At 45.1% G+C, this 23538-nt stretch carries 17 protein-coding genes; 6 read left to right on the top strand and 11 right to left on the bottom strand.

The features are described from left to right. The first annotated feature begins 84 nt into the window (after positions 1–84). Positions 85–2517: a BamA/TamA family outer membrane protein gene (locus MYF79_RS08435; RefSeq protein ID WP_247813400.1), complete on the top strand. Its 2433-nt coding sequence runs from the start codon at positions 85–87 to the stop codon at positions 2515–2517. A gap of 847 nt (positions 2518–3364) precedes the next feature. On the opposite strand, the gene truB is transcribed toward MYF79_RS08435, so the two are convergent. Then, positions 3365–4057, bottom strand: coding sequence for a tRNA pseudouridine(55) synthase TruB (gene truB, locus MYF79_RS08430; protein WP_247813399.1), 693 nt, complete (start codon positions 4055–4057; stop codon positions 3365–3367). 103 nt (positions 4058–4160) lie between these two features. Between truB and MYF79_RS08425 the strand changes: the two genes are divergently transcribed. Beyond that, positions 4161–4958 carry a class I SAM-dependent methyltransferase gene (locus tag MYF79_RS08425; RefSeq protein WP_247813398.1) on the top strand — a complete coding sequence of 266 codons (798 nt, stop codon included), beginning with the start codon at positions 4161–4163 and terminating at the stop codon, positions 4956–4958. Between the two features lie 246 nt (positions 4959–5204). Here the strand turns inward: MYF79_RS08425 and MYF79_RS08420 are convergent, their stop codons facing one another. The 3 genes from MYF79_RS08420 to MYF79_RS08410 all read right to left on the bottom strand — a co-directional run bounded on the left by MYF79_RS08420 (position 5205) and on the right by MYF79_RS08410 (position 8423). Next, positions 5205–5939 (bottom strand): shikimate dehydrogenase family protein, encoded by a 735-nt coding sequence (locus MYF79_RS08420; RefSeq protein WP_247813397.1) that lies wholly within the window; start codon positions 5937–5939, stop codon positions 5205–5207. Positions 5940–5949: 10 nt separating this feature from the next. After that, a complete protein-coding gene (locus tag MYF79_RS08415; protein WP_247813396.1) occupies positions 5950–6714 on the bottom strand; it encodes a phosphosulfolactate synthase in 765 nt (254 codons plus the stop codon). Positions 6715–6992: 278 nt separating this feature from the next. After that, positions 6993–8423, bottom strand: a complete 1431-nt coding sequence (locus MYF79_RS08410; RefSeq protein ID WP_247813395.1) for a tetratricopeptide repeat protein — start codon at positions 8421–8423, stop codon at positions 6993–6995. Positions 8424–8575: 152 nt separating this feature from the next. On the opposite strand from MYF79_RS08410, the gene MYF79_RS08405 reads away from it, so the two are divergent. Continuing rightward, positions 8576–8959 (top strand): hypothetical protein, encoded by a 384-nt coding sequence (locus MYF79_RS08405; RefSeq protein ID WP_247813394.1) that lies wholly within the window; start codon positions 8576–8578, stop codon positions 8957–8959. Between the two features lie 452 nt (positions 8960–9411). Here the strand turns inward: MYF79_RS08405 and MYF79_RS08400 are convergent, their stop codons facing one another. The 3 genes from MYF79_RS08400 to pafA all read right to left on the bottom strand — a co-directional run bounded on the left by MYF79_RS08400 (position 9412) and on the right by pafA (position 12751). Then, positions 9412–10074 carry a hypothetical protein gene (locus MYF79_RS08400; RefSeq protein WP_247813393.1) on the bottom strand — a complete coding sequence of 221 codons (663 nt, stop codon included), beginning with the start codon at positions 10072–10074 and terminating at the stop codon, positions 9412–9414. A gap of 109 nt (positions 10075–10183) precedes the next feature. Then, the gene (locus MYF79_RS08395; RefSeq protein ID WP_247813392.1) at positions 10184–10963 is read right to left on the bottom strand and encodes an enoyl-CoA hydratase/isomerase family protein; all 780 of its coding nucleotides are present in this window, start codon (positions 10961–10963) and stop codon (positions 10184–10186) included. A 96-nt stretch (positions 10964–11059) separates the two neighbouring features. Further along, positions 11060–12751 (bottom strand): alkaline phosphatase PafA, encoded by a 1692-nt coding sequence (gene pafA, locus MYF79_RS08390; protein ID WP_247813391.1) that lies wholly within the window; start codon positions 12749–12751, stop codon positions 11060–11062. Between the two features lie 119 nt (positions 12752–12870). Here pafA and MYF79_RS08385 point away from each other — a divergent pair, with 119 nt between their 5' ends. Next, positions 12871–14118, top strand: a complete 1248-nt coding sequence (locus MYF79_RS08385) for an aminotransferase class I/II-fold pyridoxal phosphate-dependent enzyme (RefSeq protein ID WP_199657723.1) — start codon at positions 12871–12873, stop codon at positions 14116–14118. 778 nt (positions 14119–14896) lie between these two features. Here the strand turns inward: MYF79_RS08385 and purL are convergent. Continuing rightward, positions 14897–17152 carry a phosphoribosylformylglycinamidine synthase subunit PurL gene (purL, locus tag MYF79_RS08380; protein WP_247813390.1) on the bottom strand — a complete coding sequence of 752 codons (2256 nt, stop codon included), beginning with the start codon at positions 17150–17152 and terminating at the stop codon, positions 14897–14899. 364 nt (positions 17153–17516) lie between these two features. Between purL and MYF79_RS08375 the strand changes: the two genes are divergently transcribed. Together MYF79_RS08375 and MYF79_RS08370 are read left to right on the top strand one after the other, a co-directional pair. Continuing rightward, the gene (locus MYF79_RS08375) at positions 17517–19715 is read left to right on the top strand and encodes a glutamine synthetase III (protein ID WP_247813389.1); all 2199 of its coding nucleotides are present in this window, start codon (positions 17517–17519) and stop codon (positions 19713–19715) included. A 177-nt stretch (positions 19716–19892) separates the two neighbouring features. After that, positions 19893–20717: a hypothetical protein gene (locus tag MYF79_RS08370; RefSeq protein ID WP_247813388.1), complete on the top strand. Its 825-nt coding sequence runs from the start codon at positions 19893–19895 to the stop codon at positions 20715–20717. A 76-nt stretch (positions 20718–20793) separates the two neighbouring features. Here the strand turns inward: MYF79_RS08370 and accC are convergent, their stop codons facing one another. From accC to efp, 3 genes are all read right to left on the bottom strand, one after another. Next, positions 20794–22131 carry an acetyl-CoA carboxylase biotin carboxylase subunit gene (gene accC, locus MYF79_RS08365; RefSeq protein WP_199657727.1) on the bottom strand — a complete coding sequence of 446 codons (1338 nt, stop codon included), beginning with the start codon at positions 22129–22131 and terminating at the stop codon, positions 20794–20796. A gap of 109 nt (positions 22132–22240) precedes the next feature. Then, positions 22241–22720, bottom strand: a complete 480-nt coding sequence (gene accB, locus MYF79_RS08360; protein ID WP_247813387.1) for an acetyl-CoA carboxylase biotin carboxyl carrier protein — start codon at positions 22718–22720, stop codon at positions 22241–22243. Between the two features lie 54 nt (positions 22721–22774). Beyond that, entirely contained in the window at positions 22775–23341 is a 567-nt protein-coding gene (gene efp / locus MYF79_RS08355) for an elongation factor P (RefSeq protein ID WP_236391038.1), read from the bottom strand. Between the last annotated feature and the right edge of the window lie 197 nt (positions 23342–23538).

Below are 23538 nucleotides of genomic sequence, written 5' to 3'. Positions count from 1 at the left end.
TAATCGGCAAAGCCACGCGGACTGGCCTCTATGGAAATAAACAGAAAACAAAGCTTCTAACTATTAATAATTGTATTGACTCTGATGCAGCAGCGGCCACATAGTTCCCTTTTCATTTATCTGAACTATATAATCATCCTGATGACCACACTGGCGCTGGCAGCATGTTCCAATACAAAATACCTCCAAAAGAATCAGCTGCTTTATGTGGACAGCGATGTGGATGTAAAAGGAGAAGCATCTTCCGCAGAAAAACAGGATATCCGCGCCTCCCTTACTTCCAAGCAACTCATGCTGCAACAGTCCAATACCTTGTTTATGGGCACCCGTTTCAAGGTATGGCTCTACAACCAGAAGTACAATGAAAAGAAATCCAACTGGTTCTGGAACCTGATGCTGGCGCCCCGCAACCTGGAAGAACCGGTGATCTACGATTCTACCAAAACCAAGGAATCAATCAAACGTATGGTCAGCTACCTGAATAACCAGGGCTATTTCTATGCGACCGTAGATTACGAGGAGTCCATCAAAAGGCAGAAAGTCAATGTCACCTACAAGGTGAATACTGGTAAGAACTTTGTGATCAACAAGATCCGCTATGAAATACCTGACACCAATCTGCTGAAGCTGGTCAGAGAGAATGAAAAACTGGCCCTGATCAAATCGGGCATGTCTTACAAGCAGGAAGCCCTGGGCAGTGAACGCGAAAGGCTCATGCGTGTGATACGCAATGCCGGCTATTATAAATTTGACCGCGATGCAATCGAATTTGAGATCGACACCCTACATAAAACCCTGTTCCGCAACCTCATGAACCCCTTCGAAGGGATCGTTAACGTGTACAACGAACGTAAAGGGGAAGACAGGCCTAAAATGGATATCACCATTAAGATCTGGAATCCGGAAGACTCATCCCTCCGCTATCAGCAGTATACACTGGACAGTATTATTGCCTATCCCGATTACCCGGTATATGGCAGTACTGCCGATTCCCTGTTCAAGACCACCCAGCGCCGGGACCTGGTCATCCGTTACCGTCAGGACATCCTGAAGCCGGCTGTGCTTTACAGGTCTGTATTGCTTAAAAAGGACGAACGGTTTTCCCAGCAGCGTACCAACGATGCCATCAGCCGCCTCTATGACCTGGGCGCCTGGCAGTTCGTCAACCTGCAATACCGGGAAAGCAAAGACAAACCAAATACACTGAACACTTACATCTTCATGACGCCGAAACGCCGTCAGGAGATAGGGGCCAACTTTGAGGTCAGCACGAGCTCTGATTACCTCGTTGGTAGCGGCGTCAGCCTGAACTACCGGCACCTCAATATCGGCCGTTCTGCCACCCAGCTGAACGTGAGCCTGAATACCGGCGTTGAGCTCATCCGCACTCAGGGCAACTGGATGCTGCAATCGCAGGAAATAGGCGGACAGGTCAGCCTGATCTTTCCCCGCTTTATTACTCCCTTCCATATTGCCCAGCGCAACCGGTCTACCGTACGTACCAGGCTGACAGCCGGGGTCGATTATCTCACCCGTTCTGCCAAGTTCTACATTTCCAACGTGAATGCGTCTTTCGGGTATGAGTGGAACCAGAACCTTTATAAACGCTGGATCGTCAAACCGATCTCCCTCAACTATGTAGGGGTAAACCTGAATGCAGGGTTCCGCGATAGCATCGTGAATAAGAACCCTTATCTGAAGAGAAGCTTTGAGCCGGCGTTTATCGGTGGCGAGAATGTCACTTACATCTACAGCAATAACGATGTCCTGCATCGCAATCACTATTCTTACTTCCGTGCGAATGTCGAAGAGTCCGGCGCGTGGCTGAATGGTATCAACAGCCTTTGGGGCAGTATTTCCGGAAAAGGTACCGATCTTGAAAGCCTGACCAATATGCCGATTGCCAGTTTTCTCAAATTAGAGGCTGATTACCGGCATTACTGGACCCTGACCAATCATACTACACTTGCCACCCGTATTTATGGCGGTGTCGGCATTCCTTACGGCAAATCAGACGTAATGCCATATATCCGCCAGTTCACGGCTGGTGGTCCAAATAGTATCCGTGCCTGGCGACTACGTACGCTGGGGCCGGGCACATTCAAGGATAGTTCCATTACTGCCAGCAACTTCCCGGATCAGACCGGTGATATGAAGCTTGAGGGTAATATCGAATATCGCTTTGACCTCCTGCGCCTGTTCAATGGTAGTATCAACCTCAAGGGTGCGACCTTCCTTGATATGGGTAACATCTGGATGCTGAAAAAGGATACTATTCGTCCGGGAGGTGAGTTCAGACTGAAAAACCTTTATCGTGATCTGGCGGTGGGTACGGGGGCTGGATTAAGGCTGGATTTTTCCTTCTTTTTGATCAGGCTGGATTGGGGTGTGCCGGTGAAAGTGCCTTATTATAAGGGGAATAAGAGTGGGTGGTATCTTAGTCAGTGGCAGTTGGGAGATGCGGCGTGGCGGCGGAATAATATCATCTGGAATGTGGCGATAGGCTATCCGTTTTAGCGGGCTTGCACCAGTGGCCAGCCACTTTAAATCAGGATCCGGACATCCAGCCGCGGTTTCAGGGACATTAACTTTAATCGGGATCTCGGCAACGGCCGGCGTTTCAGGTGTTTCACGACAGCTATTTTAAATCGGGGTCCGAGCGTCGGCCGCGGTTTCAGGTGTTTCACCACACCCATTTTAATCAGGGCCCGAGCGTCGGCCGCGGTTTCAGGTGGGACTGCTGGCTGTAGTTCTCTGAAGTTCCTTACTATCACCTTTGCAGGTATTGGAACGATGGGATGTTGATTAAACCCCTGGTACAAAACATCAGCTTACTTCAGATAACTAAGGCCAGCAATCTCCACCTGAAAACCGTTATACTCACAGGCGCCTAATAGACGCATAACCCCAACAAACATTGGCCATTCATTACTATCGCATAGACTCTGTCAGGAGTCACGTGTTTGTAGCCCCGGGTTGCAAACCCGGGGGAATTGAAAACCGGTGTTGTTCAAACCCAATGATGTAAACCCGCGATTGAAACCATCCAACGCCAACCGGGGCCCCAAACCCTGGGAATTGAAACCGGTGTTTATTCAAACCCGATGTTTTAAACCGGCGATTGAAACTATCCGATGCAAACCGGTGCCTGCAAACTTGGGGAATTGAAACCGGTATTATTCAAACCGAATGATGCAAACCGGTGCCCGCACCCTGGGATTGAAACCGGGTGTTATTCAAATCCAATAATCTAAACCGGAAATGCTTGTTGCAGATTAGACAATAACAATAACGGAACCTTCGAATTATTTAAACGATATAATTCCAAGGGTACTACACATCTGTATTCGCTTACCAGCGCCTCTTATTTTTTAATAACATTCTTCGCTTCCTCGATAAACTGCTCGATATCCCAGGCATCTTCCAGTTTAAACTCTCCTATTCGTGTACGGCAAAGACTACTCATGTAGCCGCCTACGCCGAGGGCGGCGCCGAAATCGTTGGCCAGGGAACGGATGTAGGTGCCTGTGCTGCAAACAACGCGGAAGTATATTACAGGCATTTCTATTTTAGTGATCTCAAATTCTTTAATGAAAACTGTGCGGGGCTCTACTTTCACTTCAACGCCTTTGCGCGCCAGCTCATAAATAGGCTTACCATTTTGTTTGATGGCGGAATGTATAGGAGGAAGCTGCTGCTGCTCGCCCAGGAACTGGCGGGTAGTGTCATGGATCAGCTGTTCGGTGATGCCATCCAGCGGTTTGAAGTCAGTCGGTTCAGATTCCAGATCGTAGGTAGGTGTAACGGCGCCTATAGTGAAAGTGCCGGTGTATTCTTTCTCCTGTGCCTGGTATTCGTTGATCTTTTTCGTCATTTTACCTGTACAGCAGATCAGTAATCCGGTTGCCAGCGGATCCAGGGTACCGGCATGACCGGTCTTCGCTTTTGTGGTGTTCCTGATCTTTCTCACAATATCGAAAGAGGTCCATTTCAAGGGTTTATTGATAAGTATTACCTGACCTTCTTCGTAAATGTTTTTTTCTGCTGTCTGATTCATCCCGCAAAGATAATAGAAACCCGGATTGCGACGTTCACCCTCTGATACACCATACTGGTATAAAATATGCGCTTTTTCACTATTTTCACGCAATTTTGATAATATGTCTTTAATACAACACAGCAACGCGAATGTCAGATATCAGCAACAGGTGGATAATTCCATTAACTATGTGCTGCCTTTTATAGATGCAGCCATGCCGGTAACACCGGATCTGCGGATAATGGAAATAGGCTGTGGTGAAGGAGGCGTATTGATACCTTTCCTGGAAAAGGGTTGTCATTGCGTGGGGGTAGACCTTTCAGATGATAAAATTGCGCTTGCGCATGATTACCTGAAACAATACGTAGACGCAGGTAACATGCAGCTCATTAACAAGAATATCTATGATGTTGATTTCCTGGGAGAGTTTAAACATTCCTTTGATCTCATCATTCTGAAAGATGCTATTGAACATATTCCAGATCAGGCGAAGATCATAGGTTATCTGAAAAACCTGCTGACTCCCCGCGGACAAGTATATTTTGGATTCCCACCCTGGTACATGCCACATGGCGGTCATCAGCAGACATGTGAAAGCAAAGTGCTGAATATGATGCCATATATCCATTTGCTGCCTAATCCGCTCTATAGAGGCGTTTTACGTGCTTTTGGAGAGCCGCCTAATATCATCGCAGAACTAATGGAGATCAAGGAAACAGGGATCTCTATTGAACGTTTTGAACGCATCGTGAAAGAACAGGGTTACAAGATCACCAGTAAACAATTCTACCTGATCAATCCTATCTATAAATATAAATTTGGATTGAAACCCCGCCTGCAATCGGGCCTTGTAGCTGCGATCCCTTTTGTGAGGAACTTTTTTACGACCTGTGTCTATTATATGATCAAGGCACAGTAATGAGGATAGCTGTGATCCCTTTTGTGAGAAACTTTTTTACAACCGGGATTTATTATATGATCAAGGCGCAGGAATGAGAAATGATCCTATGATGTGTTTTATCTTAAGATAACTTATAACAATAAAGTAAAAGCTCCCGCCAAGGTGGGAGCTTTTACTTTATTGTTATGCTATGTTTAACGATACAGTGGTGTGCTTCGTTGATAATGGATCTGGTGTTCTTAGCCTCTCTTTGTCTGAGCAGCTTTAATCATTGTTCCAGATCTCCCAGCTTGCTTCTGCCTGTAATATGAGCATTTCGTGACCGTTCTTAATAGTCGCTCCCCTGTCAGCTCCCTGTTGCAGGAAAGCGGTGACAGCAGGATTGTAGATAAGATCGTACAAAAGATGTTTGTCAGTTAACAGCTCATAGGGCAATGCAGGAGCGGCATCGACATTAGGATACATACCCAGCGGAGTAGTATTGATGATCAGCGTATGAGATGCCATTATAGAAGCATCTAACTGTTCATAAGAGACCGAATCAGCGGAAGCCTTCCGGCTAACCAGTTTATAAGGGATGTTCAGATTTTCCAGTACATATTGTACTGCTTTAGCTGCCCCACCAGTACCGAGCACCAGTGCCTTGTTGTGGTAAGATTTCAGCAAGGGTTCCAGGGATCTTCTGAAGCCGATAGCATCTGTATTGTAGCCCGTCTTACGGCCGTTTTTGAACCGGATGCAGTTAACGGCTCCTATCTGTGCCGCAGCGGGACTCATTTCATCCAGGTAGGGCATCACCACCTGTTTATAGGGGATGGTGACATTCAATCCCTGCAGATCAGGATATTGCGCTATCAATGCAGGTAATTCGCCTATTTCTGGTATGGGAAAGCTCTCATACATGCAGTCCCTGATGCCCTCACGGGCAAATTTTTCGGCAAAAAATCCTTTCGAGAATGAGTGACTAAGCGGATAACCGATAAGACCGTACACCTTCATAAAGAACGGTTTATGCTTTATCCAGGAAGAGGTGGAAAGTATCTCCTCTGAGGCCGATACGCATTGCTTCCAGGGAGATCACTTCGTGTGGCGCCAGGTTGCCCAGGTTCACATTACAACCGATCAATTCCAGGAAATACAATTGCTGCGCTTTTTGTGGTGCTTCCCAGATGATCTTCTCAGAAGGCACCTTGGTCAGGATCTCCTGTACAAGACCTTCCCTTACTTCACCGGAGCCACGATAGATACCCACATTACCACTTTCACGGGCTTCAGCGATGACATAGGTAGCGCCGGCGCCCAGCTCGGCATTCATCAGTTCAATCCATTTATAGGGAGGAATGATATGTTCCGCATCTTTGGAACCGACTTCACTCAGCACAACAGCTATCTTCGACAGTTTCTCAATGTAACCGCATTTTTCAGCATGCGGTATGGTAATGGAGCCATCAGATACTTCGATATGTTTAATACCATAATCTTTGATCACATTCACAAACTCATCAAACTGATTACGGATAAGAAATGCTTCAAATAATGTTCCGCCGAAATACACAGGAATATTGGCAGACTGGTATAATTCTATTTTCTGGCGCAGGTTAGGCGTTACAAACGAAGTTCCGAAACCCAGCTTTAGGATATCAACATGTGGAGACGCTACTGATAAAAAATTCTTAGCTTCTTCCAAACTTAGCCCTTTATCCATCACCATGGTCAGACCATGGGTACGAGGTTTCTTTGTCCGATCGGGAATTTGTGTCAGATTAAAATTCATTTGAACGTTTTTTTTCGTCTTGACGGTCTGTAAACCAAACTACTATACTTCACTGGTTTTCTGGAATAGGGAACTGCCCATCTTTATTAACCGGCGCAAAATTAACATATTCCGGTCTAAAGAGTTTCAAATAAAAGATTTTATCAGAAAGAAATTTTCTTATCTCATAATTCACTAAAGATCAGTAAATTAAACAAAAAAATGCGTAATATTTAGTGCAGGATTACAGCACATAATATTACGCATGTAAGGAACAAAGGTTCCTGATAATAGCTTTATTACTTCCCTTTTTTGGTACGTTTATACCTGGTGATAAGTTCTACAATACCGGGATGTTGCAACAATGTCGGATCCAGTTCTATCAGTTTCTTCACATGTTTTGCATTGACCTGAAGCGCTGTTTCCAGTTGTAACATACCCTCTTTGGATTTACCGGTTGCAAACATAAGAGCTGCCCGGTAGTATTGCAGGACAGGCTTATGCCCTACTTTCTGTGTTGCTGCCTCCAGCTGTGACAGGGCTTCTTCATAGAAGCCTGAAACATAGAGACCACGGATAAACTCCTGCCAGGGTGTTATGCTGGAAGGACGGATACGTACCGCTGCCAGCAGATGGATCAATCCCTCTTTGTTCTTATCCAGTTCCAGATAACATTGGCCCAGTGCTATCAGGTATTCGGCGCTGTTCTTATTGATCTTAATAGCGCTCATAATAGATTTGATAGCATTTTCCCAGTTGGCTTCGGTCATGTAAGCTATACCGATCTTATAGTAGAGCTTATCATCGCCAGGGCTCAGGTGGGATGCTTTACGGTAGTAATAGCGGGCCTGTGTGTATTTACGCTGGCGTTCGTAGCAGTGACCGATGGCTTCATAAATAACATCTTCCGGTTTGGCAATTTCCAGGTGCTTCTTCAGCACGTCAATTGCTTCGGCATATTTACGTAACCTGATATAGGCATCGCCCATATTACGGTATGCATAGTCGAATTTCTCATCGATTACGATAGCGTACTGATAAGCGTCAATGGCTTTTTCATATAATTTTAGTCCCTGGTAAGCAGTACCGAGATTAAACCAGGCCAGCTGATTGTAGGGGTGCTCGTTGATGATATTGGTGTGGAGGCGAATACTTTCTTCATTCCGGCCGGTAAATTCCGTCCAGAAGCAGATCTTATGTAAAGCCTCTTCATTATTGGGGTCGTGTTCGAGCGTAAGGCGCAAACAGTCGAAAACCTTTTCAAATTCTTCACAGTCGTCATATACATCTGCCAGTTCCAGCAATAATTCAGTCTTATCCTCTCCTTCAAATACGGCAATCTGCTCTTCCAGCACGGCCGCAGCCTTTTCATGCTGGTTCATGGCAAGATATACATCAGTCTGCAGGATATAAAGGTTAATATCTGTGCTATCCAGTATGGCTGCCTTTTCGAGCAGATCCATTGCATCCTGGTATTTCTTTGATTCTATGAGTAAATTGGCCTTTTTTAGTAAGAGCGTAGAAGAATAAGGGAACTGTTCAATAGCCATTTCAGCAGCCTGCATGGCATTAGGAAGTTCATCATGCTCATCATAGTAGTCTATGATCAGTTCGAAAGAATCCTCGTCGAGAAAGGAATGAGACTGGCCAGCTTTCAGGTTTTCAAACTGCTGCAACAAGTCTCTTAACTCCTCAAAATCGTCGTTTAAAAATGGAAAGTCTTGATTCATTAATGTAAATATAAGTATTTTTTGAATCGGGCGCCTATACCCCCGGACTCCCGGGATTCTTTAAATTATTTAACATTACTTTAAGATTTTTTCGTATCTTCGTTAAGAATTTGTTATATAATATATAGAAAAGTTTGTACATTTGTGATACAATGAAACAGATAACTAACATATTGCAGACCTTTTCATTGTCTTTTTTATTGGCTGGCATCCTGGTAATATCAGGACTGACGGCTAAAGCCAGCGATAATTTAACCTCTGATAATAAAGACAAGATAAAGAAGAACGAAACCGGAATTTCCCTGGCAGGATTGTCAGGAAAGACCAATCTGAGCCTTGATGCCGGGTTTCGTTTCAATGGTGCTATGAGCTCCAGCTTTAAACTGTCAGAAAATAATTCCTGGAACTTTAAGTCAGTCATGACGATTAAGAAAGGGAACGTAACATATGTACTGCCATATGCCGCGAAAATTCAACAGCCTTCCAACATGAATTATCATCAGCTGCACATAGTGCTGCCATTGAGGAAGAACTGATCACACTGACCATTTGCACTCTGCATAAAAAGAAAAGGTCCCGTCTGAGACGGGACCTTTTCTTTTGCGTTTTGTTTGGGTATCCCGAAGCATCATTAACCCGGGGCAATGCTATGCCTGCCCGCTTTTAACGAGAGAACAACACCTGTCCAGCCTACCCCGTTCCCGTCCAAAGATGCCTGCCCGCTCCGTAACTCCAGGCCGACCGGGTAATACCCCGGCGCCAGGCACATAGCAGGTCTGCACACCTGAGCTATAAACATAGCCCCGGCTGACTAAAATACCCGACAGCGATCCGATAATGGAGATCCGACCGCCATCCTGCCTGAAACCGAAGCAAGGGAAGAAAAACTCAAGTGAACGCAGCATAAATATCCAGGCGATACCTGATTCAGGGAATAAAAAAGGGCGCTGTTAAAAACAGCACCCTTTAAAAATTATAAGTAAGCTTATCAGCTTCCCATTTTCATCAGCTCTTCTCGACTGATCTCCTTATACCCCGATTTAGGCGTATCAAAGAAAGATCCCGGCACAGCATACAGGTCAACCTTAGTTGCCACTACATGCATTCTTGAGCCGTTTTTATTGATGATCTCAAACTGTAAGGGTATACCCTTCAGATTTACAAAACGGCGGTTATACTGCTTGTTTTCGGGCAATAGATCGGTGGTATAGTATACCTCAAATGTCTGTCCATCAGGCATTTTTCCAATTGCCTTTTTACAGTTGTACCCTGCTATCTGCTTCGTTTCGGTGCCATCTTTGAACTGCACCTGTGTATACTCATTCAACTCCTTGGTGTATTCATCTTTACCGGCACGGATCAGGTATTTGTCTCCATGATTGTCGATGAGCGTCACCACCGTTTCTTCACGGCTGTTAATGAGATAGCTGTAGTGCACAGATTTAAAATCTATATCTACTCTGCTCAGGTGCCCCTTCATGTATTGGGTCAGTGTGCCGCCTTCAAAAGAGGGATCTGCCTGTGGTGGTGTTTCGATCCGGTAAACGATCTTGGCGTCTGATACCAGCCGCTGTGCAAACAGGCTACCGGTGATCAGGCAACAGCATAAAAGTGTTAAAATAGCTTTTTGCATGACAGTTATGTATTTCATCCGCAATGTTTTAAAGTTTAAGGCCGGATGTTACCCTGCATAATATTTCCGCTGTATAGGGATCCACTATGCCTGACTTCATAGGTTATATTGAAAAAATCATACCGGATTACCAAACCATTTTTTCCTTATTCAGAAAGGCTTTAATACCCCGCTGACAATCAGTATGTTCCCTCGTTTCCGCGTTTGATCTGGCTGCCTGTTCCAACGCATTATCCAATGGCTGGTCGAAAACACCCGTGATCAGTTTTTTGGTTACTTTCAGGGAATTGGCGGAAGCGCCGGTACAGAGATCGTTGGCAACTCTGGCCACATGTTCCGCGATGCTGTCAGCCGGTATTACTTCATTCAGCAAGCCGTAATCTGCTGCTTTTTCGGCGGTGATCAGTCGTCCCGTCAGTAACAGGTCCCGGGCGCGCCCCTCTCCTATTTTCCTGACAAGGAATACGGCTACAAGCGCCGGAATGAAACCGATCTTCACTTCGGTATATCCCAGCTTTGCGGCCGGAACGGCATAACTCAGATCACACAATGTAACGAGGCCGCAGCCACCGGCAACGGCATGTCCTTCTACCTGGGCTATTACTATTTTATCATGATAGTAGATCTGCTGCATTAATTGCATCAGTTCTTTTGAATCGGCAAGATTTTCTTCTCTTGTATTTAACTGGAGTTGCTGGAGATATTCAAGGTCTGCCCCGGCGCAGAATGCCTCACCGGCGCCTTTCAATATGATCACCTTCACATCGGGATCAGTTTCCGCCTGCTTGAAAGCAGCGCGTAGTTCTGCTACCATAGCGCCATTCAGCGCATTGCGTTTTTCCGGCCGGTGCAGCGTTATACTGGCTACACGGTCTTTAACATCATATAGGATATGTTCGAAAGCCATTATTTATGGATTGGCGATTTCAGATCGCAGAATGAATATAACAAGAACTTGTTAAATTCTGTGATCCGAAATCGCCAGCTTTCTGAAATGATGTCTTTATCGCGTTATTTCTTCTATTACATGGCCCACGTTGCCACTTGGCATCTGAATATGTAATAAAGCCGCGATGGTAGGAGAAATGTCTGTCATACCAATCGTGCGGTTACTTCTGCCTGGATTGACGCCCCATCCCATCCATACCAGCGGAATATGTGCATCGTAAGCGTACCATAAACCATGCGTAGTACCTGTTTTTCCACCATCAATATATCCTGGTCTGAGCACTATCTGAATATCACCACTGCGTTTCCTGTTAAAACCGTTAGTCATCATCGTACGCATTGGTTCTGCCAGGGTGGTCGACATCAACTCCTGCAGCGGGAAGGCATTGCTGATAGCCGGATCTTTCAGTAATGCATTGATAATGAGCTCACGCATATCTTTTGACGATTTTCCTGCTTTCGCAATTGCTTCATGATTCAGATACAACTGGTAATTGCTGGCGCCGGAGATAGCTTTATCCACACCGGTCTGCTCTTTCATAAGTTTATTCAGATCGCCGACAACTTTTCCTTCGCTCCAGACACCGCCGGGCAACTTGTTTTCCGCCATAAAACCAGGAACATGTGCCACACCATGGTCAGCGGTGATGAAGAACAGGTATTGTCCCTTGCCAACAGCGGCATCCAGGTACTTAAAAAAAACTTCCAGGTCTTTGTCGAGGCGCAGGTAAGTATCTTCAATCTCAATAGCGTTAGGTCCGAACTGGTGACCTACATAGTCGGTAGACGAAAGGCTGATAGCCAGCATGTCAGTCACATCTCCTTTACCCAGCTGGTAAGCTTCCAATGCTTTTTTGGCAAATTCCAGCGTCATGGTATTACCGAAGGGTGTAGAAGAGATAGATTTGAATGGTGTACCGGTTTCACCGCCCAGTTCATATGGGAAAACGGGTGCTTTACCCGGTTTGAAAGTACCTTCATATGGCTTGTTGTCGGCGGTACTCAGCTGGTAAGTTTCGATAGGGTACAAAGTGGTCCACGGATGGCTGAGGTAACGGGCCGGCCATTTCATACTATTGAAATCTGCCGCCCAGCCTGGCAGCTGGTCCATATAGTAGGTGCTGGTAACCCAGTTGCCGGTACTGCCGTCATACCAATAAGCAGCTGTAGCGCTATGCCCCGCCGGGAGGATCGCGCCCCGGTCTTTGATAGCAACACCCACCACTTTACTTTTGAAATTGGTAGCCAGGCGCAATTCATCGCCGATGGTTGTTACTTCCATGTTGCGGGGACTCATTTTTCCGGCATTGGATGCGCTGCCCACCGTGTTTACAGTACTATCTTCAGCGCAATAAGTATCCCTGTTCAGGTCCCTGTTATACCAGTCATTACCTACTATACCGTGTATGGCAGGCACCGATCCCGTATATACACAGGTATGGCCGCAGGCGGTAATGGTTGGCGTATAATTAATTAACGTATTTTCGCAGGAGAAGCCATCTTTCAGTAACCGCTTAAAACCACCATTTGTATAGCGGTTCGCATAACGATAGAGATAGTCCCAACGCATCTGATCCACCACGATGCCAACCACCAGCTTGGGACGGATAATTTTTTTAGCAGCAGCGGGTTTACTCCATGCAGTAACGTAACCGGGTCTGGGAGAGGTAGCTTTCTGAGCGTCAGCAAATTGTGTAGATAAGAGGGAGGCCGTTATGAACACACACGACAAGAACTTACAATTCATGATTTTTAAATACATTATTTATTATTCACATTTTCAAAGGTAACCCAAGTTTACAAAAACTAATATTTTAATACCTTTGTGCGGGTTTTCGTTGATCACTCTTAATTATTATTTAACATATGGATATTTTTGAGAAACTGCTTAAGCACATGGGCCCTATAGGCGAACACTCTGACAGAGCTCATGGTTACTTTGCTTTCCCTAAGCTGGAAGGTGAGATTGGCCCCCGTATGAAATTCAGGGGTAACGAGAAAATTGTTTGGAGCCTGAATAACTATCTGGGCCTGGCCAACCATCCTGAGGTGCGTGCTACTGATGCTAAAGCAGCGGCGGAGTACGGTCTTGCCACTCCAATGGGAGCCCGTATGATGAGTGGAAATACCAATTTCCACGAAAAGCTGGAAAAAGAATTATCCGACTACATGGGGAAGGAAGATACTACCCTTCTTAACTATGGTTACCAGGGGATCATGAGTGCGATCGATGCTATCTGTAACCGTCGCGATGTGATCGTATACGATGCCGAGTGCCATGCAAGTATTATTGATGGTCTGCGTCTGCACCAGGGTCACCGTTATGTATTCAAACACAATGACATTGAAGACTGTGAAAAACAGTTAAAACGTGCAGAAGAGCTGATCAAGGCCAATGGCGGTACCGGTGGTATCCTGGTGATCACTGAAGGCGTGTTTGGTATGGCCGGTGATCAGGGTAAATTGAAAGAAATTGCTGCCCTGAAAGAAAAATATGAGTTCCGTTTCATGGTAGATGATGCACACGGCTTTGGTACCATGGGTAAAACCGGCGCTGGTACGGGTGAAGAACAGGGCGTTCAGGATAAGATCGACCTGCTGTTCAATACCTTCGCAAAATCAGGAGCTTCTATCGGCGCTTTCATGAGCGGTGATAAAGCGATCATCAACTACCTGCGTTACAACATGCGTTCCCAGATCTTTGCGAAATCTATTCCATTACCACTGGTGATCGGACATCTGAAACGCGTTGAACTGATGCGCAAAAACGCAGACCTGAAGAACAAACTGTGGGATAATGTGAACAAACTGCAGAAAGGTCTGCGTGACCGTGGTTTCAATATCGGCCGAACCAATTCACCTGTAACGCCGATCTACCTCCAGGGAGATATTCCTGAAGCAACTGCAATGTGCCTGGACCTGCGTGAGAACTACAATATCTTCTGTTCTATCGTGGTATATCCTGTTATCCCTAAAGGACAGATCATCTACCGCCTGATCCCGACAGCAGCCCATACCGACGAAGATATTGAGCTGACACTGAAAGCATTCAGCGAAACCAAAGAGAAGCTGGACAGGAAAGTATATGAAGTAGCTGAAATACCAATGGTATAACAATACCAATATGTATAAAAAGGCCCGGATCAATGATCCGGGCTTTCTTTTTTTACCGGAAAAGTGAATGAAATAAGGTACACTATTGAACGGCAACGTTTAATCAATAGCGTAAGAAAAAAATTTAACTGGAATGCCTATACTAACTGGCACAACTTTTGCGTTTATTTTGGGACTGAGATAAAAAAGTAAACCCCTCGTTTATACGAGGGGCTTCACAACAAATCGTTCTTTCTCACTAGGTGTAAGTTTCACTTAGCTTTCATTAGGACATGGTAGAACAATTGGTCTTCATAGAATTAGGAATCATAAGATTCCTGGGATAAATAAACTAGGTTTCATAGGTCTGGAGCCATTCGGTTCCAGGGATAATAATTGTTCTGATTTCTGGATTTCATAGGACCGGAATCCTTTTAATTCCGGGGATAAATATTGGCATTGGCTTTCATAGGACGGGAATCAATTTGATTCCACGGGATAAATATTATTGGACTTGGTCCTTTTTATCGGACCCGGTGTATTCGCATTTCTCTTTATCAAAAGTAGTTTAACCGTTGGGATATAAATTCACACAAAGATGGGATTTTGTTAATGAGTTGTTAAAAGGAAATAAGCGTACAATAAACACCCCTCTTTTGTCAAACCCTTTACTGTCGGGCATTACCCAATTCCCCAATTGTTATAAGTGTATGATGAACAGCTATAAAATGTGAAGAGGTGTAACATAACACCCATGTGGGATATGTGTTACACCTCTACTCTTTTAAGTATCGCTTACTTATTGTAAATGAGACTCTATAGCAACGTCATAAGGCAGTTTCCAGCTGGCCACTGTACCCCAATCTTCATTATCAATTACAACACTTTCTCCTTTCACTACGCCGATCTTTTCAACTTTCACGGAATGCTCAGTTGCGTCAATAACACTGTGCAAGATAGCGTCAAATTTTTCCTTGTCTTCTGGTTTGATAGTTACTACTGCACGGCTCTGGCTTTCACCGAACAGGTAAGCGTCTTTACGGAAGTTCGGATTTGTGTGCACATCAAAGCCTAATCCGGAAGACATTGCACTTTCCAGCAGGGAAATAAAGAGACCACCTTCACTTACGTCATGCGCTGATTGAATGATACCTGCTTTATTTAATTTAGCGATAGTATGATGGAGGCGCTGTTCTTCTTCCAGGTGGAAGTGAGGAGCAGGACTATGTTCAATACCGATCAGTTTGTGCAGGTATTCAGAGCTGCTGATATCATTACGGCTACGGCCCAGCAGGTAAACCAGGTCACCTTCCTGTCTGAAGTTGAGGGTGATCCGCTGAGACATATCGTCCAGTATACCCAGCATACCAATAGTTGGTGTAGGGTACACCGGACCATCGGGCGACTGGTTATAGAAGCTCACGTTACCACCGGTAACGGGCGTATTGAATTTACGGCAGGCTTCACCCATTCCCTTGATCGCATGTACGAACTGATAATATACTTCCGGATCGTAAGGATTACCGAAGTTCAGACAGTTGGTGATAGCCACTGGCTCACCACCGCTACATACTATATTACGTGCAGCTTCCGCTACTGCTATCTGTCCGCCTACATGCGGATCTGCATATACGTAACGGCTGTTACAGTCGGTAGTCACTGCAAGGGCTTTCTTAGTGCCTTTTACAGTAACGATAGCTGCATCACTTGGCGCATTGGTGCTGGCGTTAGCAGTACCTACCATGCTGTCGTACTGGGTATAGATCCAGCGTTTGGAAGCAATGTTTGGCAGTTTAACCAGTCTTTCCGCTGCAAAGCGTGGATGCAGGGTATCAGGTATTTTATGAATATCGAAAGATTTGATCTTCTCAAAGTATGCAGGCTCGGTATAAGCGCGGTGATATTGAGGAGCGCCACCGCCCAGTACCAGGCTTTCAGCAGGAACATCAGCTTCCAGGTGGCCGTTTAAGTAGAACTTCAGTTGTTTATCAGTTGTTACTTCACCGATCTGTACGCAGTGCAGGTCCCATTTCTCAAATATTCTCAGGACTTCCGCTTCCTTGCCTTTATGCAGTACGATCAGCATTCTTTCCTGGCTTTCGCTGAGCAGCATTTCCCAGGCTTTCATGTTTTCCTGGCGGGTAGGAACTTTATCCAGGTGAATGATCATACCGTGTTCACCTTTTGCGCTCATTTCTGCAGTAGAGCAGGTAATACCGGCAGCGCCCATATCCTGCATACCTACCAGTGCACCTGTTGGGATGATCTCAAGACATGCTTCCAGCAGTTTCTTTTCCTGGAAAGGGTCTCCCACCTGAACAGAAGGCAGATCTTCCACGCTGTCTTCAGTGATGTTGGCGCTTGCGAAAGAGGCGCCACCGATACCGTCTTTACCGGTAGCGGAACCTACAATGAAAACAGGGTTGCCGGCGCCATAGGAAGTAGCAGACACTGTCTGGCCTACCCTTACGACCCCAACGCTCATTGCATTCACGAGTGGGTTAGTACCGTAACAATCTTCGAAGTATGCTTCACCACCTACGGTAGGCACACCGAAACAGTTACCATAATGACCGATACCGTGAACGATACCTTTAATAAGATGTTGTGTTTTTTTATCGTTGATATTCCCAAAACGCAGAGAGTTCAGTGCTGCGATAGGACGCGCACCCATGGTAAAGATATCACGGTGGATCCCGCCTACACCGGTAGCCGCTCCCTGGAAGGGTTCAATAGCTGAAGGGTGGTTGTGGGATTCTATCTTGAACACACAGGCGTAACCATCGCCGATGTCCACCAGACCGGCATTTTCTTCACCAGCCTTTACCAGCAGGCGTTCACCTTCACGGGGCAGTGATTTCAACCAGACAATTGAGTTCTTGTAACTGCAATGTTCACTCCACATTACAGAATACATACTTAATTCTGTGAAATTAGGCGTGCGGCCCAGAATGCCCTTTATACGCTCAAATTCGTCTGCTGTAAGACCAAGTTGCTCGGCAGTTTCAACAGTAGTTTGGGAAAACTTATCTGTAGTTTCTACGTTAGTTTGCATGTAACTGAATGTATAAGTACGATAGATAAAAAAAGAAGATGCAAACCTACAGGTTTTTCCTGCAATTGACAAAGGATATTGGCAATTACAGGTCCTGCCGGTTAAAACAATTGACGGCTGCTTCCCTGCTCATATTATAATGTATTATCCTCCGTATAATCAGGTCAATGCAATATCAGTGCAGTTTTAACGAATTACATTTTTTTAAATATATCAGTTTAAACAGGACTGACTATTCATTTTTTATTCAAAAATTAAAAAATTTAAGCTTTTTCTCTACTAAATGTAATTTTTTAGTTAAAATCAACTTAATTCTTGCTTATGTTAGCGCAACAGCGTTCTTTTGTGTAAAATTATTTACAGCATGCAATCCTTACGCTTCACCGCACTGGAAAACCTTTCTGGTGTTGATTTAAAAATCAGGCCCGAACAACTGAACGGTAATAAGATCACCGAAGTGTTCGGCAGCAATGTATTCGCAGGAAAAGTAGTTCGCGAGAATCTGAGTGATGAGGCTTATAAAAGCTTAATGAACTCCATCAAGTCTGGCACTAAGATCGATCGTAAAATGTCCGAGCAGATCGCCTCTGGTCTGAAACAATGGGCAATGAAAAAAGGCGTTACCCACTATACCCACTGGTTCCAGCCTTTAACCGGCACTACAGCTGAAAAACATGATTCTTTCTTTACACTGAAAGGCGATGGCTCTGCCCTCGAAACCTTTGACGGCGACGCGCTGGTACAGCAGGAGCCTGATGCTTCCAGCTTCCCTAACGGCGGTCTGCGTGCTACTTTCGAAGCTCGCGGTTATACTGCATGGGACCCATCCTCTCCTCCTTTTATCCTGGAGCAGGGTCACGGTAAAACACTTTGCATTCCTACTATATTTGTTGCTTACACCGGTGAATCACTGGACTATAAAGCTCCGCTGCTGAAAGCGCTTTCTGCACTGGATAAAGCTGCAGTAGACGTATGTAACTATTTCGATAAAAATGTAACCAAAGTTACAGCTACCCTGGGATGGGAACAGGAATACTTCCTGGTAGACGAAAGTCTGGCTAACGCCCGTCCTGACCTGGTAATGTGCGGCCGAACCGTAGTTGGTCACGCTCCTTCCAAAGGACAGCAGCTGGAAGACCATTACTTTGGTTCAATTCCTGAGCGTGCATATTCTTTCATGCGCGATTTCGAAGAAGAGTCTTACAAACTGGGTATTCCTTTGAGAACCCGTCACAACGAGGTAGCTCCTTCCCAGTTCGAGTGTGCTCCTATCTTCGAAGAAGTGAATATCGCAGTTGACCACAACTCCCTGCTGATGGACGTAATGACCAAAGTGGCAAAACGTCATAAGCTGAGAGTGTTACTGCACGAGAAACCATTTGCGGGCATCAACGGTTCAGGTAAACACAACAACTGGAGCATGGCTACAGATACTGGTGTGAACCTGCTGGCTCCGGGCAAGACTCCGAAGACCAACCTGATGTTCCTGACTTTCTTTGTTAACACGATCAAAGCTGTTCACGACTACGCAGACCTGCTGAGAGCGTCTATCGCATCTCCCAGCAATGACTTCCGTCTGGGTGCCAACGAAGCGCCTCCGGCTATCATCTCTGTTTTCTCCGGTAAATACCTGTATGATGTACTGCAGGAAGTTAAGACCCGCGTGAACAACAAGTTCGATGAGCAGGACGAAGCCATCCTGAAACTGGACCTGCACCGTCATATTCCTGAGCTGCTGCTGGATAATACCGACCGTAACCGTACCTCACCTTTTGCCTTCACCGGTAATAAATTTGAGTTCCGCGCCGTTGGTTCTTCTGCAAACTGCGCTTCCGCTATGACTGTATTGAACACAATCGTGGCTAAAACACTGGCTAACTTCAAAATTGAAGTTGACGCCCTGATCGAAAAAGGCGAGAAAAAAGAGATTGCGATTATGCAAACTCTTCGGAAATATATTGTAGATTCGGAAAAAGTTTTGTTTGAAGGCGACGGTTATAGCGAAGAATGGGAAAAAGAAGCTGAAAAGAGAGGCCTTGCCAACGTAAAAACCACTCCTAAGGCACTGGATGCTTACGTTACCGACAAAGCAACAAAACTGTTCACTGAGGTAGGCATTTACAACGAGAAAGAATTACATGCCCGTCATGAGATCCTGCTCGAAGACTACGTGAAGAAAGTACAGATCGAAGCCCGTGTAATCGGAGATCTGGCTACCAACACGATCCTGCCATCAGCGATTAACTATCTGAACAGCCTGATAACCAATATTAACGGTCTGAAAGGCATAGGTCTAGGTGACAACGCTGTTAAAGCGCAAACCCAGATCGCTGCAAAAATAGCTGAACATATTAACGTCATCAGTGAGAATGTACAGGCTATGATTGAAGCGCGTAAAGTAGCTAACAAAGTTACTGACAGCCGCCAGAAAGCTATAGATTATTGTGATAAAATTAAGCCGTACTTTGATGTTATCCGTTACCATGCGGATAAGCTGGAGTTCCTTGTAGATGACAAACAATGGGCACTGCCTAAGTACAGAGAGCTGCTTTTCTTGCGATAAAACCGTAAGATTGTTTTGGTGTATGATTAGCCCCGGGTATTTACCCGGGGCTTTGTGTTTTTAGAACTATTACTTAAATTCATTGTACTCTTAACCCGATACCCCTCAAATCCTGGCAGTCCGGCCAACTCTACTTTTTCTTAAAGACACGATTTAATTACCCCTAAATGTCACCTCATGCACACATGTCTCAGTACTTCTATTCATGCAATAACAACTGCTGCTGTTATTCTCCTGCTTTCCTCCTGCGGAAAACACGATATTACTCCCAATTGCGAAGCCCCTTTATGCCAGATACAGCAACTGGAAGGTTATGATGTTGTTCTTCAACAAACACACACTAATACAATTGAATATAACGCAGCAGGCAACCCTGTGCTGCGTCTACGCTCGAATGTAGGAACGGGCAGCGAAAATGAAAGCTACCGGTATGATTCCCACAACCGGCTCACTGACCAGATCACCCATTATAACACGAAGGAAGAGTATGGGGATCTATTCTGGGAATGGCACAGATTTAAATATGATAATCAGAACCGGATCTATATGGATAGTGTCTATAACATAGGCATCATAGGAGACAATCCCCTTCCCCACCCTACCGGCGTTGGACTTATTAACATTACATATTTCGAATATGACTATAAAGGCCGTGTTATTAAAGAAACATCCTATTTTGATGATGGCCGGCTATGGTACACAAAGGCCTATGTTTATAACAATAAGCAGAATCTTGTAGAAAAAGGCACTACCTATGGTAATTCAGGATATACTGATACCACTCATTATGGTCCCCATGACAATAAAGTAAACTATCTCCGTACGAATAAGGTATGGCAATTCCTTAACAGGGACTATAGTGAAAATAATCCAATCGCAGCTCTCACTTACAATAAATACGGCCTTCCGTTGAAGTTCAGGCCAGACAGCAAAAACGGTGGGCGTACCTACTTCCTGGATGTTGTATTTTCTGACCTGGACATTACATATAAATGTAAATAGCTAATTACCGGACTGCTAAACAGAAAAGCCGGCCTGTCTGAGACAAGCCGGCTTTCTTTGCATATCATTGACCGGATTAAACCAGTTTGAAAGTTTCTGTGAATTTGGTCGTAAAGTTACCCTTACGGAAATTCTCATCGCGCATCAGCTGCTGATGGAAAGGAATGGTAGTTTTCACCCCCTCGATCACAAACTCGCTCAGCGCACGTTCCATGGTATTGATCGCTTCCTCACGTGTCTGTGCAATGGTGATCAGTTTAGCCACCATCGAGTCATAATAGGGAGGAATAACATAACCGGCATAGATGTGGGAATCAACACGCACACCATGACCGCCTGGAATATGCAGCGTAGTGATCTTACCAGGAGACGGACGGAAATCATTGTAAGGATCTTCCGCATTGATACGGCATTCGATCACGTGCATTTCCGGTGTATAGTTCTTACCTGAGATAGGGATACCGGCAGCGATCTTAATCTGTTCCTTGATCAGGTCAAAATTGATCACCTCTTCTGTCACACCATGTTCCACCTGGATACGGGTGTTCATTTCCATGAAGTAGAAGTTGCGGTGTTTATCTACCAGGAATTCAATAGTACCAACGCTCTCGTAATTGATAGCTGCAGCTGCCTTGATAGCGGCTTCACCCATCTTTTCACGCAATTCAGGCGTCATGAACGGGGAAGGAGATTCTTCTACCAGTTTCTGGTGACGACGCTGAATAGAGCAATCACGCTCACTCAGGTGACACACTTTACCATATTGATCACCTGCTACCTGGATCTCAATGTGGCGGGGCTCTTCCACGAATTTCTCCATGTAGATACCATCATTATTGAAAGCGGCGCGGGCCTCATTTTTTGCCATGTTGTAGGCATTCTCCAGCTCCTCTTCTTTCCATACTACACGCATCCCTTTACCACCACCACCGGCAGTAGCTTTCAGGATGATAGGGAGGCCCATTTCTTTTGCCAGTTTCCTGGCTTCATCAAGGTTTTGTAATAAGCCACCTGAACCTGGAATAACCGGTACACCGGCAGCGATCATGGTTTCTTTTGCAGTCATCTTATCGCCCATTTTACGGATCATCTCCGGAGTGGGCCCGATGAATTTAATGCCATGCTCTCCACAGATCTCTGCAAAACGTGCATTCTCTGCCAGGAAGCCATAACCAGGGTGAATCGCGTCAGCATTGGTGATCTCTGCTGCTGCCATCAGGTGAGGTATATTAAGATAGGATTCGCTGCTCTGTGGTTTACCTATACATACAGCTTCATCTGCGAACTTCACATGCAGGCTGTCTTTATCTGCAGTAGAATAAACAGCCACCGTTTTGATGCCCATTTCTTTACAGGTGCGAATAATACGCAAGGCTATCTCTCCACGGTTGGCAATCAATATTTTCTTGAACATGTTTTTTCAATAGGTTAAAGAAAAGAGTAATAAACCTAAAAGGTTGGAAAACTATGAGGCAGGCAAGTCTCCTTTCCTTCTCATAATATTCCAACCTTTTATATAAAAATTAAGGTTCTACCAAAAACAAAGGCTGATCGTACTCCACAGGGGAAGCGTCGTCCACCAGTACTTTTACGATCTTACCACTTACTTCACTTTCAATCTCGTTGAAGAGTTTCATCGCTTCGATGATACAAACCACTTTACCGGGAGCTACCTCATCGCCTACATTCACGAAGGAAGGCTTGTCAGGGCCAGGGCTACGGTAGAAGGTACCGATCATAGGAGATTTAATGGTTACCAGGTTATCCGCTTTAGCTTCTGCCGGCTTAGCTTCTGCTGCAGGAGCAGCTTGTGGAGCCGGAGCTGCAGGAGCTGCCTGAGGTGCTGGTTGATAAACAGGTGCTACTGCTGGAACAGTATACACTGGTGGTTCGTTATCTTTTTGCTTTATTGTAATCTTAAACTTGTCCTGCTCTATGCTCAGTTCACTGATGTTGGACTTGTTGACCATCTTTACCAGCTCCTGAATCTGTTTAAAATCCATGTAGACAGTTTTTGGTTTAGAAATGCTTGTAAGTAGATAATATATGGACTAAAACTATTCTTTTACTCTCTCGATGTATTCACCGTTCTTGGTGTTTACCCTGATCAGTTCTCCTTCGTTTACGAACAGGGGAACGTTCACTGTAGCACCGGTTTCAACTGTGGCAGGCTTAAGTGTACGGGTAGCGGTATCACCTTTCAGACCAGGCTCGGAGTAAGTAACTTTTACAACGATCTTGTCAGGCAACTCAACGCTCATTGGTTGTTCGGTCTCTGTATTAATAGATACGGCTACTTCCTGGCCTTCTTTCAGGAACTGGGGAGCATCGATCATTGACTCCGGCAGTGCGATTTGCTCAAAGGTCTCGTTATCCATGAAATTGAACCCACTGTCATCCTGGTATAAAAACTGGTAAGTTTTCTTTTCAACACGTACAGGGTATATTGTGTCGCCGGAGTTCCAGGTATGCTCAATAGACCTGCTATTGTCAACACCTTTCAGTTTAGCCCATACTTTAGCTGCTGCACGGGCTGTTTTGTTCTGACCAAACTCTACAACAGAATATAAGCTGTTTTCCAGCTTTATGATTAATCCTGTTCTGATATCTGCAGTGGTAGCCATAAAAGGATACTTAAATTTAAAGTTAAAAATACATTAGGACTGCAAAAGTAATTCATTCTGGCAAAATCCCTCATGGAACTGATTGCTTCCTAACTTGTTTTAGTGTTATATAGAGACCCTATTCTTACCTATTATTTTTTTTAGGAATGCAAACATAGTGTAAGGAAGGGTAATCTAGTAATTTTTTTATAAAAAAA

The organism is Chitinophaga filiformis, from assembly GCF_023100805.1.
Taxonomy (GTDB): domain Bacteria; phylum Bacteroidota; class Bacteroidia; order Chitinophagales; family Chitinophagaceae; genus Chitinophaga; species Chitinophaga filiformis_B.
The sequence above is the reverse complement of the archived record's forward strand: the minus strand, read 5'-3'. Positions and strand labels throughout refer to the sequence as shown.

Bases quoted from the DNA above. Each gene is read 5' to 3' on its own strand.
- MYF79_RS08435 (WP_247813400.1), top strand. From the start codon at position 85: ATGCAGCAGCGGCCACATAGTTCCCTTTTCATTTATCTGAACTATATA.
- truB (WP_247813399.1), bottom strand. From the start codon at position 4,057: ATGAATCAGACAGCAGAAAAAAACATTTACGAAGAAGGTCAGGTAATA.
- MYF79_RS08425 (WP_247813398.1), top strand. From the start codon at position 4,161: ATGTCTTTAATACAACACAGCAACGCGAATGTCAGATATCAGCAACAG.
- MYF79_RS08420 (WP_247813397.1), bottom strand. From the start codon at position 5,939: ATGAAGGTGTACGGTCTTATCGGTTATCCGCTTAGTCACTCATTCTCG.
- MYF79_RS08415 (WP_247813396.1), bottom strand. From the start codon at position 6,714: ATGAATTTTAATCTGACACAAATTCCCGATCGGACAAAGAAACCTCGT.
- MYF79_RS08410 (WP_247813395.1), bottom strand. From the start codon at position 8,423: ATGAATCAAGACTTTCCATTTTTAAACGACGATTTTGAGGAGTTAAGA.
- MYF79_RS08405 (WP_247813394.1), top strand. From the start codon at position 8,576: ATGAAACAGATAACTAACATATTGCAGACCTTTTCATTGTCTTTTTTA.
- MYF79_RS08400 (WP_247813393.1), bottom strand. From the start codon at position 10,074: ATGAAATACATAACTGTCATGCAAAAAGCTATTTTAACACTTTTATGC.
- MYF79_RS08395 (WP_247813392.1), bottom strand. From the start codon at position 10,963: ATGGCTTTCGAACATATCCTATATGATGTTAAAGACCGTGTAGCCAGT.
- pafA (WP_247813391.1), bottom strand. From the start codon at position 12,751: ATGAATTGTAAGTTCTTGTCGTGTGTGTTCATAACGGCCTCCCTCTTA.
- MYF79_RS08385 (WP_199657723.1), top strand. From the start codon at position 12,871: ATGGATATTTTTGAGAAACTGCTTAAGCACATGGGCCCTATAGGCGAA.
- purL (WP_247813390.1), bottom strand. From the start codon at position 17,152: ATGCAAACTAACGTAGAAACTACAGATAAGTTTTCCCAAACTACTGTT.
- MYF79_RS08375 (WP_247813389.1), top strand. From the start codon at position 17,517: ATGCAATCCTTACGCTTCACCGCACTGGAAAACCTTTCTGGTGTTGAT.
- MYF79_RS08370 (WP_247813388.1), top strand. From the start codon at position 19,893: ATGCACACATGTCTCAGTACTTCTATTCATGCAATAACAACTGCTGCT.
- accC (WP_199657727.1), bottom strand. From the start codon at position 22,131: ATGTTCAAGAAAATATTGATTGCCAACCGTGGAGAGATAGCCTTGCGT.
- accB (WP_247813387.1), bottom strand. From the start codon at position 22,720: ATGGATTTTAAACAGATTCAGGAGCTGGTAAAGATGGTCAACAAGTCC.
- efp (WP_236391038.1), bottom strand. From the start codon at position 23,341: ATGGCTACCACTGCAGATATCAGAACAGGATTAATCATAAAGCTGGAA.